10 protein-coding genes are annotated in these 12,162 nt (G+C 62.2%); all 10 read right to left on the minus strand.

The window, feature by feature from the left end; translation table 11 throughout:
- Nucleotides 1-8: 8 nt before the first annotated feature.
- Complete coding sequence (locus tag RG540_RS10740; protein ID WP_407668888.1) at nucleotides 9-851, minus strand: outer membrane protein assembly factor BamD; 843 nt, start codon at nucleotides 849-851, stop codon at nucleotides 9-11.
- 241 nt (nucleotides 852-1,092) lie between these two features.
- Nucleotides 1,093-2,049, minus strand: a complete 957-nt coding sequence (lpxC, locus tag RG540_RS10745; RefSeq protein ID WP_038587576.1) for a UDP-3-O-acyl-N-acetylglucosamine deacetylase — start codon at nucleotides 2,047-2,049, stop codon at nucleotides 1,093-1,095.
- Between the two features lie 256 nt (nucleotides 2,050-2,305).
- The gene (ftsZ, locus tag RG540_RS10750; RefSeq protein WP_038593522.1) at nucleotides 2,306-4,096 is read right to left on the minus strand and encodes a cell division protein FtsZ; all 1,791 of its coding nucleotides are present in this window, start codon (nucleotides 4,094-4,096) and stop codon (nucleotides 2,306-2,308) included.
- 87 nt (nucleotides 4,097-4,183) lie between these two features.
- Entirely contained in the window at nucleotides 4,184-5,515 is a 1,332-nt protein-coding gene (gene ftsA / locus RG540_RS10755; RefSeq protein ID WP_038587579.1) for a cell division protein FtsA, read from the minus strand.
- On the minus strand, nucleotides 5,512-6,444 hold the full coding sequence (locus RG540_RS10760) for a cell division protein FtsQ/DivIB (RefSeq protein ID WP_038587581.1): 933 nt from the start codon (nucleotides 6,442-6,444) through the stop codon (nucleotides 5,512-5,514). The genes ftsA and RG540_RS10760 overlap by 4 nt, the downstream gene beginning before the upstream one ends.
- On the minus strand, nucleotides 6,432-7,358 hold the full coding sequence (locus tag RG540_RS10765) for a D-alanine--D-alanine ligase (protein WP_038587584.1): 927 nt from the start codon (nucleotides 7,356-7,358) through the stop codon (nucleotides 6,432-6,434). Before RG540_RS10765 ends, RG540_RS10760 begins: the two co-directional genes overlap by 13 nt.
- Nucleotides 7,359-7,707: 349 nt before the next feature.
- Nucleotides 7,708-8,409, minus strand: coding sequence for an aquaporin Z (gene aqpZ, locus RG540_RS10770; RefSeq protein ID WP_038587587.1), 702 nt, complete (start codon nucleotides 8,407-8,409; stop codon nucleotides 7,708-7,710).
- Nucleotides 8,410-8,647: 238 nt separating this feature from the next.
- Nucleotides 8,648-9,622, minus strand: coding sequence for a UDP-N-acetylmuramate dehydrogenase (murB, locus tag RG540_RS10775; RefSeq protein WP_038587588.1), 975 nt, complete (start codon nucleotides 9,620-9,622; stop codon nucleotides 8,648-8,650).
- Between the two features lie 3 nt (nucleotides 9,623-9,625).
- On the minus strand, nucleotides 9,626-11,035 hold the full coding sequence (murC, locus tag RG540_RS10780; protein ID WP_038587591.1) for a UDP-N-acetylmuramate--L-alanine ligase: 1,410 nt from the start codon (nucleotides 11,033-11,035) through the stop codon (nucleotides 9,626-9,628).
- Nucleotides 11,032-12,156, minus strand: a complete 1,125-nt coding sequence (gene murG / locus RG540_RS10785) for an undecaprenyldiphospho-muramoylpentapeptide beta-N-acetylglucosaminyltransferase (protein WP_038587594.1) — start codon at nucleotides 12,154-12,156, stop codon at nucleotides 11,032-11,034. The genes murC and murG overlap by 4 nt, the downstream gene beginning before the upstream one ends.
- Nucleotides 12,157-12,162 lie beyond the last annotated feature (6 nt).

The following is a 12,162-nucleotide window of genomic DNA, read 5'->3' on the forward strand; positions in this document are numbered from 1 at the left end:
CTCAGACCTTAAGCGCCGATCAGCTTGGCCCCGGCGCGGGAAATCCACGAACCGCGATTTTCGCGCGGTTCGACGCCGTTGCCCTTCAGCAGCTTGAAGGAATCCGCATACCACTGGCTGTCTGGATAATTGCGCCCGAGGACCGCGGCAGCGGTCTGCGCCTCTTCCGTAATGCCCATCGCATAATAGGCTTCGGTCAGACGCGCCAACGCCTCTTCCACCTGGTTGGTGTTGGGATACTGCTCGACCACGTTGCGGAAACGCTGGATCGCGGCAAGGTATTCCTTGCGCTCCAGATAATAGCGGCCGATCTGCATTTCCTTGCCGGCGAGCTGATCGCGCGCAAAGCGGATCTTCGCCTGCGCATCCTCGACATATTCCGAGGTCGGATAATTGGTCACGACCTTGTTCATCGCATCGATGGTGCGCACGGCAGCGCGCTGGTCCTGGGTCACGTCGGCGATCTGCTTGGAGTAAGCAAGGCCGACGAGATACTGGACATAGGCTGAATCCTGCGATTGCGGATACTGGCTCATGTAGCGGTTGCCGGTGGCCACCGCCTCGTCGTTGCGGCCGAGCCGGTACTTGGTGAAGGTGCTCATGACGAGCGCCTTGCGGCCCCATTCGGTGAAGGGATTCTGGCGGTCGATCGAATCGAACTTGCGGCCTGCTTCGGCAAGGTTGCCGGCCTTCATGTTGGCGAGACCCTGGTTGTAGAGCGTCTCCGGCGCATCCGTTTCGAGACCGAGCTTGGTGATGTCGATATCGGGATCCGACTGGCAGGCGGTCACGCCAAAGCCGGCGCCGGCCAGCACCAGCGACACAAGCGCTACTCTTGCCGTCTTACGCATTCCAACAGACCTTACATGGTTCATTCGACAATTCCTGATCGTCCCGCGCCTGATAAGCCCGCCGCCTAAGCAGGCCGTTCTAGCCATAAAAGCAAAGGGAGAGCAACGCAATGCTGCGGCATTAATGCATTTTTGTGGCACGTCGCCGCAATACGGCATTTCAAGGTTAAATCGGAACCTGTCTCCCAAAAAGAAAAAGGCCGCTTCCGGAGAAGCGGCCGAGTCGACTGGGTCAACTTTATCAGGCAAACCAGGACGTCAGTTCCGGCACGTTGACCGGTACGAACTCCCGTGCCCGTACGCGGGCCGCACGCGACGACGGAGCCTCGACGACCTCATAAGCCGTCGGGTCGCTCATCAGCGCCTTCAACGCATTGGCATTCATCTTGTGGCCGCCGCGATAGGACCGGTAGCAGCCGATGAACTGGGCGCCGGCAAGCGCCAGGTCGCCGACGGCATCAAGCGTCTTGTGGCGGACGAATTCGTCCTTGTAGCGAAGGCCTTCGACATTGACGATCGTGTCGTCGTCCGAGATGACGACCGAATTTTCGAGCGAGGAACCGAGTGCGTAGCCGGCAGCCCAGAGACGCTCCACGTCGCGCATGAAACCGAAGGTGCGGGCGCGGGAGAGTTCCTGCTTGAAGGTCTCGGCGGTCAGGTCGCCTTTCCAGCTCTGGCGGCCGATCAGCGGCGAAGAGAAGTCGATCTCCACCTCGAAGCGAGTGCCGTCATAGGGCCGGAATTCCGACCAGCAAGCGCCGGAGTCGATGCGGACCGGCTTCAGGACGCGGATATAACGGCGCTTGATGCCGAGATTGACGATGCCGACCTGTTCGATGGCTTCGATGAAAGGATAGGAGCTGCCGTCCATGATCGGCATCTCGCCGCTATCGACTTCGACCATGATATTGTCGACACCGAGCGCGTAGAGCGCGGCCATCACGTGTTCGATCGTCGCGACGGCGCGGGAAAGCGAAGTGCCGAGAACGGTGCAGAGATCGGTATTGCCGACCTGCGAGGAAACGGCGCGATATTCAACCGAGCTGCCATCGTCCAGAAGGCGCGTGAAGATCACGCCGGTACCAGCTTCGGCCGGTTGAAAAGTGAGGCTGACAGGGGCTCCAGAATGAACGCCAATCCCCTTCAGTGTTACCGGGGAGGCGATGGTGGTCTGGAAACCGAACAGTCCGATAGTCATTCCTGCTGCCTTCTTGTCGCCGGATCCGTAAAGCAGAAGGATCCGATATTCTTTAGCGCCAGCCGGACCGATCGCCTGAATCGGTCGATCTCTTTTGGCGTCCCTTAGCGTCTTTCATACGCAGCCGTTTGGCACAATCCAAATCACTGTTCATTTCGGATTGTTACGTTGTTAACTCTGCGTCCTGATTGATAAAACGCCTGAAGGCCCGGATGCGTGATCCGGGCCTTCTTCACGTTTCGTGACCGTCTTTAACTCAGTTCGATTGACGGCGCAGGAAGGCCGGAATTTCGAGCTGGTCTTCCTCGTGATGGGCCTGCGGAACCGCACGTCCATGATCGTCGAGATTGCCGCGGCGCGGTGCATAAAGACTTGCTTCCGCCGACAGCGGACGACGCTGCTGCGGAGCCGGTGCGGCCGGCTCGACGTGAGCAGGCTCTTCCTCTTCGCGGCGACCAAGCGAGTTGGTGATCCGCTTCAGGAGACCCATCGGGCCGCGTTCTTCCTGCACATGGCTCACCGGCTGGGCGCGGTGATCCATCTCGGCCTTCACGACCGGCGGAAAATCCTCGACCTTCGGCATGCGAACCGGCTGTACCACCTGCGACATCGAAGGCGCCATCGGCTCACGATAGACCGGCTGTGCCGGGCGAGGAGCGGGCTGGCTCATCATCGGAGCAGGCTGCGGCTGTACGTGCTGGTGAACCGGGGCCGGTTGCGGTGCAGGAGCCGGCCGGCTCATGACCGGAGCCGGTGCTTCGACCGGAGCAGCACCGAAGATGCGGCTCTGCGGACGGAACTCTTCCTGCTGCTGCATGACCGGCTGCGGAGCGACCGGCTGGGGTGCCGGAGCCGCATACTGGTGCTGCGGTTCTGCGATCGCCAGTTCCCGTTCCATCTCGGCTTCCGCCATGCGGATCGTTTCGGCGATCGGGTCGACGGCCGGCCTCGGAGCCGGAGCGGCCTGCATGACCGGAGCCGGCTGGGCGGCAACCGGAGCCGGAGCAATCGCTGCCGACGGACGGATGATCGGCTTTGCGGCAGCGCGCATCTCGGCGGCGCGAATGTCGACCGAGCCGGCGGCACGATCGATGCCGGTCGCTACGACCGACACGCGGATCAGGCCTTCGAGCGCTTCGTCGAAGGTCGCGCCGAGGATGATGTTGGCATCCGGATCGACTTCTTCGCGGATGCGGGTCGCGGCTTCGTCGACTTCGAACAGCGTCAGGTCGCGACCACCGGTGATCGAGATCAGCAGGCCTTGAGCGCCCTTCATCGAGGTCTCGTCGAGCAGCGGGTTGGCGATCGCGGCTTCGGCGGCCTGCATGGCGCGGCCCGGGCCGGATGCTTCGCCGGTGCCCATCATCGCGCGGCCCATCTCGCGCATCACCGAGCGGACGTCGGCGAAGTCGAGGTTGATCAGGCCTTCCTTGACCATCAGGTCGGTAATGCAGGCGACGCCCGAATAAAGAACCTGGTCGGCCATCGCAAACGCGTCGGCGAAGGTCGTCTTGTCGTTGGCGATGCGGAAGAGGTTCTGGTTGGGAATGACGATCAGCGTGTCGACCGACTTCTGCAATTCCTGGATACCCATCTCGGCAAGGCGCATGCGGCGCTGGCCTTCGAAGTGGAACGGCTTGGTGACGACGCCGACCGTCAGGATGCCCTTGGAGCGGGCTGCCTGTGCGACGACCGGGGCTGCACCCGTGCCGGTACCGCCGCCCATGCCGGCGGTGACAAAGCACATGTGTGTGCCATGCAGGTGATCGACGATCTCGTCGAGGCATTCTTCCGCGGCGGCGCGACCGACTTCCGGCTGCGAACCGGCGCCGAGACCTTCAGTGACTCGGGCACCCATCTGGATGATGCGCTCGGCCTTGGTCATGGTCAGCGCCTGGGCGTCGGTGTTGGCGACGACGAAGTCGACACCCTCGAGGCCGGCGGTGATCATGTTGTTGACGGCGTTACCGCCGCCGCCACCGACGCCAAACACGGTAATCCGAGGCTTCAACTCGGTGATATCAGGCTTTTGCAGCTTGATGGTCATTGCACCAGTTCCTTCTTTTTCTGGCCGCATCGCCGCCGGCCAATTCATTGCAACTTTGCTCCGATGCGGGCGGGCGAGCCCCTCACATCAAAAACTTTCCTTCAACCACTGACCGACGCGGGCCAGCCGGCCATTGCCGCTTCCCAGCGTGGCCATCAGGCCGCTCTGCGAAGCGTGTGTTTCCAAGTCCGCGACCTGCGGATAGATCATCAGGCCGACCGCCGTCGAAAACGCCGGTCCCTTGGCTGCCGTCGGCAGGCCAGAGACACCCATCGGGCGACCGATCCGGACGTTGCGCGCGAGGATCCGGCGCGCCGTTTCCGAAAGGCCGGTGAGTTGGCTGGCGCCACCGGTCAGCACGACGCGCTTGCCGACGATCGGGCTGAAACCCGACTTCTGGATGCGGTCGCGGATGAGTTCGAGCGTCTCTTCGATACGGGCCTGCACGATACGGGTGACCAGCGAGCGCGGCACCTGCGTCGGCTGGTCGCGGTCGTCCTCGCCGATCGGCGGGACGGAGATCACGTCGCGTTCGTCGGACCCGTTGGCGAGCGCCGAACCGTGTACGACCTTCATCCGCTCCGCATCCTCGATACGGGTGGAAAGCCCGCGGGCAAGGTCGGTCGTCACGTGATGGCCGCCAAGGCTGATCGCGTCCGTATGAACGAGCTTGCCTTCGGCGAAAACCGAGATCGTCGTCGTGCCGCCGCCCATGTCGATCGCGGCGCAACCGAGTTCGACTTCGTCGTCGACGAGGGCTGCAAGGCCGCTGGCATAGGGTGTCGCGACCATGCCCTCGACCGAGAGGTGGGCGCGGTTGATGCAGAGTTCGAGGTTCTTCAGCGTGGCACGCTCGGCTGCGACCACATGCATGTCGACGCCAAGCGTATCGCCGAACATCGCCAGCGGATCGCGGATGCCGCGCTCGCCGTCGAGCGAGAAGCCGGTGGGCAGCGAATGAAGGATGGCGCGGTCCTGGCGCAGCGACTGCTGGCTTGCCGCAATCAGAACCTTCTTGAGATCGGCCTCTTCCACTTCCTGACCGCCGAGATCGATCGTCGCGGTATAGACGTCGCTGGTGATGCGGCCAGCGGAGACATTGACGATCAGGCTGTCGACGGTAAGCCCGGCCATACGCTCGGCGGCATCGACCGCCAAACGGACGACGCTTTCAGCTGCGTCGAGATCGCCGATCACGCCGGACTTCACACCGCGCGAGCGCTGGTGGCCGATGCCGATGATCTCGATATTGTGGGTGCGGCCCGGCAGGACCTGGCTTTCCTGGCGAGGCGTCAGCCGGGCGATCATGCAGACCACCTTGGTGGAGCCGATATCCAGGACCGAAACGACATGGCTACGCTTGGAAGACAGCGGCTTCATGCGCGGCAGGCCGAAATGGGAGGAACCGAATACGCTCAAGACTGCTCTCCCAGTTTCTTCAGGGCCTTTGATCGTGCGTCGAGCGCTTCCCTGCGGCGATCCAGAGCGCCAGGGGTGAGCTGAACAGTGGTGCGATCCTCAAGCCGAAGATCGACGGCGGCGACGTCACGCTCCAGCACGCCCTGATCCTTTTCGAGCTTGGCGAGCATGGCGAGCGCCTTGGCGACATTGCCCTCAGGCAGCTTCAGCACGACGCCGTTGTCGAGGTGCAGATCCCAGCGGCGGCCGGCGATGCGGACATAGGCTTTCACCCGGTTCTTCAGCTCCGGCCAGCCCGACAGGGCGTCCTCGAAAGAGGCCGCAGCCGCCTCGGCATCGCGGCCGACGAAGAGCGGCAGGGAAGCGAACTTGTTGTCGCGAAGCGGCGCAATTACGCTGCCGTTCTTTTCGATCAGCGAGAGTTCCGAACCGTGCTGCCAGATGCCGAAGGCCTGACGCTCTTTCAGCATCACCTCGATCGTCTTCGGGTAGATCTTGCGGACTTCCGCATACTGGACCCAGGGAAGCGCCGAGAGCTTGCGGCGAGCCGAATCGATATCGAGAGCGACGAGTGACGTCGTGCCATCGAGCCCGAGAAGCTGCAGGATGTCGATTTCGGAGGTCTGATCATTACCGGAAACGCGAACGTCTTCGATCGCAAAGCCGACAGCCGCCGTGGTCGCCTGCGCGACGGCCTGACCGTGACCGCCGAGCGACATGCCGTAGAGACCGACCGCGGCGAAGAAGCCGGCAGCGGAAACGGTTCCGGTATGGGCCGGAATATGGATGCGGCCCGTGGCGAGGCTGACGCAGAAACGAAACACCCGGCGAAGCGGGCGCGGAAGCACCCGGCGCTCTTCGGCACCGAGATAAAGAGCCTGAGAACGGCCACGCGGTCCACCCGCTTTTCTGCCGATCAACGCAAACACGTAGCGTCCTCCACCATCCAACGGACGAGTTCACCAAATGAGTGGCCGGCATGGCCGGCCATTTCGGGCACCAAGGATGTCGGGGTCATGCCCGGCTGCGTATTGATTTCCAGCCAGATGACCTCGCCGTTCTCGGAGAAGCGGTCGTCGTAGCGAAAGTCGGAGCGACTGACGCCACGGCAGCCCATCGCCTGATGCGCCTTAAGCGCTAGTGTTTGAATCTTTTGGTAAATATTCGGTGAAATTTGCGCCGGAATGACGTGTTTCGAACCACCCTCCGCATATTTCGCGTCGTAATCGTAAAAAGCGTGGCTAAGCGGCACCACTTCGGTAACCCCAAGCGCCACATCGCCCATCACGCCGCAGGTGAGCTCGCGGCCATAGACATACCGCTCGACCAGAACCCGATCGCCGTAGCGCCACTCGGACGAACCGATAATTTGCGGCGGATGCGACTGATTTTCCTGGACGATCACGACACCGAAGGACGACCCCTCGCGGACCGGCTTCACCACGTAAGGCGGCTTCATCGGATGAGCATTGCCGATATCGAACCGGCTCATCGCCTTGGCTTCGGCGACCGGAATGCCGGACGCCTTGGCAACATGTTTGGCCTGATGCTTGTCCATGGCGAGCGCAGACGCGAGCACGCCGGAATGGGTATAGGGAATTTCGAGATATTCGAGAATGCCCTGGATCGTCCCGTCTTCGCCGAAAGGCCCATGCAAGGCGTTGAAGGCGACGTCCGGCCGAAGCTCAGAGAGGACGGCCGCCACATCCCGGCCGACATCGACGCGGGTGACGCGGTAGCCTTCGCCTTCGAGAGCATCCGCGCAGGCAGTGCCCGAGGACAGGCTGACAGGCCGCTCGGAGGAAAACCCTCCCATCAAAACAGCCACGTGCTTGTCGCTCATCAATCACTCCAGCCAAAAAGGACTACAATTCAAAAGTACGGCGCTTGCGCCAACCTGCTCTCTGACGATTCCCGCCGGACGTTAGGCATGCCTGCATTAGTGCCCGAATATAGTTAACAAACCGTTTACCTTGATTAACCCGGGTAGCCAAAAGCATGAAAACAAAGGAAAAATCGAATCCCGGAATGTTAACGCGCAGTTTGCGGCAACATTCGGAACGGCGCTGAAATGACCGCTAAGGCGCTCGAATCGGCATGCGATTCTTGAGGTCTGCGCCACGGAAAAGCCCGCGAAGCGGTTAGCTTCGCGGGCTCTTTTACCTCGGCGGAATGCGCCGTTCTTCTTCAGATCAGGCCGCGACCCGCGCTTCCGAATCGTCCACCAGCTTCCAGGCCAGCGCCCCGAGGACGGCGCCCACGATCGGTGCAACCCAGAAAAGCCAAAGCTGCCCGAGAGCCCAGTCCCCGACGATCAGCGCCACCCCGGTCGAACGGGCCGGATTGACGGACGTGTTGGTGACGGGGATCGAGATCAGATGGATCAGCGTCAGCGCAAGACCGATTGCGATCGGAGCAAAGCCTGCCGGCGCCTTCGGCCCGGTCGCGCCGAGAATGATGAAGATGAAGAAACCGGTGAGAACCAGTTCTATCAACAGCGCGGAGGTCAATGAATAGCCGCCCGGAGAATGCTCGCCATAACCGTTGGACGCAAAGCCGCCGAGCTGGAAACCAGCCTTGCCGGAAGCGATGAGATAGAGAACCAGGGCCGCAACGACCGCCCCGACGACCTGCGCGACGATATAAGCTAGAAGGCTCGATGCCGGGAACCGGCCTGCGACGGTCAGTCCCACCGATACCGCCGGATTGAAGTGCCCGCCGGAAATACCGCCGACCGCATAAGCCATGGTCAGCACCGTCAGGCCGAATGCGAGCGCAACGCCGACGAAGCCGATACCGAGATCCGGAAATGCAGCCGCCAGAACCGCGCTGCCGCATCCGCCGAAGACAAGCCAGAAAGTGCCGAAAAACTCGGCCGCTAATTTTTTGAACATTTTAATCCCCCTGCTCGCGCCCCGGCACCCCGCCGGTCTCAAGCGCGAATCTCATTCAAGACGGGCGTATTATGCGATCTATTCTCATGAATGCTCAATGAATAAGCAACTCGTGAAACATCCCGGCACGCGGCGGCGCCACCTAACTGAATCAAAACACGAGATGACCGCTGCAACGCTTTAAATTTACAAGATAACTCGCCACGGGAGGCATTCGCCTCACCCTGGACGGCTCCCGTCATTCGCTCGTCATGCCCTGGAACGGCCTCACCTCGCGGCCGGGCATGAAGATGCCGAGTCGCTTGATTTCCCATTCGAGCTTGATGTCAGAATGTTCGAAAACTCGCTGGCGGATGGTCTCGCCGAGATATTCGAGGTCATAGCCGCTGGCATAGCCGATATTGATCATGAAATTGCAATGCAGCGACGACATCTGCGCTCCCCCGCTGACCAGCCCGCGGCAGCCTGCCTCGTCGATCAGCTTCCAGGCGGAATGGCCCTCCGGGTTCTTGAAGGTCGAGCCGCCGGTCTTTTCCTTGATCGGCTGCACCGTCTCGCGATGCTGACGCACGGCATCCATCTCGGCACGGATCTTTGCCCGCTCCTCGGGATATCCTTCGAAGACCGCGTGGGTAAAGATCATCTCCGCCGGAACCGAGGAATGGCGATAGCTGTAGCCCATCTCGGCAGTCGAGAAGACATGCGTGCCGCCCTTGCGGTCGACGGCATGAACTTCGACCACGCGACCGGCCGTTTCGCCGCCATTGGCGCCGGCATTCATGCGCAGAGCGCCGCCGATCGAGCCGGGGATGCCGTAATAGAAAGCGAAGCCGCCGATGCCGTTGTCCATCGCCATTGCGGCAATGTGCTTGTCGGGGCAGATCGCGCCGGCCTTGATACGGTTGTCGCCGACGAGATCGACCCCGCCAAACCCCTTGGCTGAGAGGCGCAGAACGACGCCGGGAATGCCTCCGTCACGGACGAGCAGGTTCGAACCGACGCCGACTACCGTCAGCGGCACGTCTTCCGGCAGGATCTGCAGGAAAGTCACAAGGTCGTCGACGTCATGGGGCTGGAACATCAGTTCGGCGAGGCCGCCGGCCTGGAACCAGGTGACGCGATCCATCGGCGCATCCGGCGTCAGCCTTCCGCGCAGTTTATTGACGTCATCCCCCAACGACGCCAGAAGCTTTTCCCCATTCACCTGTTTCATTTCCTACTGTCCCGATATGCTTTCCAGTTCCTTCGGCAATGCCGCAGCCCACTGCGTGATATTGCCCGCCCCCAGAAGAACCACGAAATCACCCGGTTTCGCAATGCCCGATACAATCGAAGCGAGTTCCGTCGGCGATGCCATGTATCTAGCGTCGCGATGGCCGCCCGAACGGATGCGCGAAATCAGCGCTTCCGAATTGGCCCCGTCGATGGCTTCCTCGCCGGCGGCGTAGACTGGCGCCAGTATGATGCTATCGGCATCGTTGAAGCAATTGGCGAAATCCTCGAACAGGCTCGACAGACGCGTGTAACGATGCGGCTGGTGGACCGCGATGATGCGACCCTGGCACGATTCGCGGGCTGCCCGCAGCACCGCCTTGATCTCCACCGGATGGTGGCCGTAGTCGTCGAAGATCGAAACGCCGTTCCAGGTACCGGTCAGCGTGAAGCGCCGCTTGACGCCGCTGAAATTAGCGAGCCCCTTGCGGATGTCCTCCTCCGAAATGCCGAGCCGGTTGGCGACTGCGATCGCTGCTGTAGCATTGGAAATGTTGTGACGTCCGGGCATCGGCAGCGCCAGGTCCTTGAACTGGAATACCCGGCCGGTGCGGCGGCGGCGGATTTCCACGTCGAAGATCGACTTGGTGCCTTCCATGCGGACGTTGGAGAAACGCGCATCCGCCTGCGGGTTCTCGCCATAGGTGACGATCTTGCGGTCCTCGATGCGACTGACCAGAGCCTGCACTTCCGGATGATCGAGGCAGAGCACGCCGAACCCATAAAACGGCACGTTTTCGACGAACTGCCGGAAGGCGGCACGAACGGCGTCGAAATTGCCGTAATGGTCGAGATGTTCGGGATCGATATTGGTGACGACGGCGACGTCGGCGGGCAGTTTCAGGAAAGTGCCGTCCGATTCGTCGGCCTCGACCACCATCCACTCGCCCTCGCCCATGCGGGCATTGGTGCCGTAGGCGTTGATGATGCCGCCGTTGATGACGGTCGGGTCGAGACTGCCGGCCTCCAGCAGCGCTGCGACCATCGAGGTCGTGGTGGTCTTGCCATGCGTGCCGCCGATGGCGATCGCATTGCGGAAGCGCATCAGCTCGGCGAGCATTTCGGCCCGGCGCACGATCGGCAGCGATTTTTCGCGCGCCGCCATCAGCTCCGGATTGTTTTTCTTGATCGCGGTCGAAACGACGACCACCTCGGCGTCGCCGATATTCTCGGCCTGGTGGCCGACGAAGACCGGAATGCCCTTGTCGCGCAAGCGCTGAACATTGGCGCCGTCGGCCTGGTCGGATCCCTGGACCTTATGGCCAAGATTATGCAGCACCTCGGCGATACCGCTCATGCCGATACCGCCGATGCCGATGAAATGGACGAGCCCTATGGCCTTCGGCATCTTCATGCACGCACTCCCTTAAATTCCGAAATCGATTTCCGCTCGGCGATCGCCACGACCAGATCAGCAAGCTTGCCGGTAGCATTCGGCCGTCCGGCGGACTTGGCGGCCGCTGCCATTCTTTCCAGCTTATCCGGATCCTTCATCGCACCCGAAATGATCGCGGCAAGCTTTTCCGGCGACAGATCCGACTGCTGCACGACCTTTGCGCCGCCGGTCGCCACCAGCGCCTCGGCATTGGCTGCCTGGTCGTGATCCAGAGCATGCGGGTAAGGCACGAGGATGGCCGGACGGCCGATCACCGCGATTTCCGAGACCGTCGAGGCGCCGGAGCGGCAGATGACCAGATGCGCGGTGGCAAGCCGTTCGGCCATGTCCGAGAAGAACGACGAGACATCGGCGGGAGCCTTGAGCTTTGCAAAGCAGGAACTGACGCGATCCTTGTCTTCCGGACGCGCCTGCTGGGTAACGACGACACGATCACGCTCGGCCTGGTCGAGCAGGCTGAGCGCCGTCGGCACGGCCGAGGAAAAGAACTGCGCGCCCTGGCTGCCGCCGAACACGACCAGCCGGAACGGATCGTCGCCACGGGACGCGACATAGGGGACATTGGAGGCCGCAAGCACGGCCGGACGTACCGGATTGCCCGTAGTCACGGTCTTGTCTGCAAAGGGACCGCCGGTTTCCGGCAGGAAGCCACCGGCGATTGCCTGGACCTTGGCGGCCAGCGCCTTGTTGGCGCGGCCCATCACGGCGTTCTGTTCGTGGATCATCGTCGGCACGCCCATGGCGGTCGAGGCCATCAGCGGCGGCACGGTCGGGTAGCCGCCGAAACCGACGACGGCGAGCGGCTTCAGCCGGCCGATCAGGCGGCGAGCGGCCCGCAGGCCCGTCCACAGCTTCCAGCCGGTACGGGCGAGCGCGATCGGGTTCTTGGAGCCGAAGGTGGCGGACGGTACGACATGGATTTCGTCGGCCGGAAACGTGCCCGCATAACGCTCGGCCCGGCTGTCGGTGACGAGGTGCACGGAATAGCCGCGGTCCTTCAGTTCGTGTCCCAGCGCTTCTGCCGGAAACACATGACCGCCGGTTCCCCCGGCGGCAAGCAATATGATGCCCTTGGTCATTGGACT

This window comes from Neorhizobium galegae bv. orientalis str. HAMBI 540 (assembly GCF_000731315.1).
GTDB lineage: Bacteria > Pseudomonadota > Alphaproteobacteria > Rhizobiales > Rhizobiaceae > Neorhizobium > Neorhizobium galegae.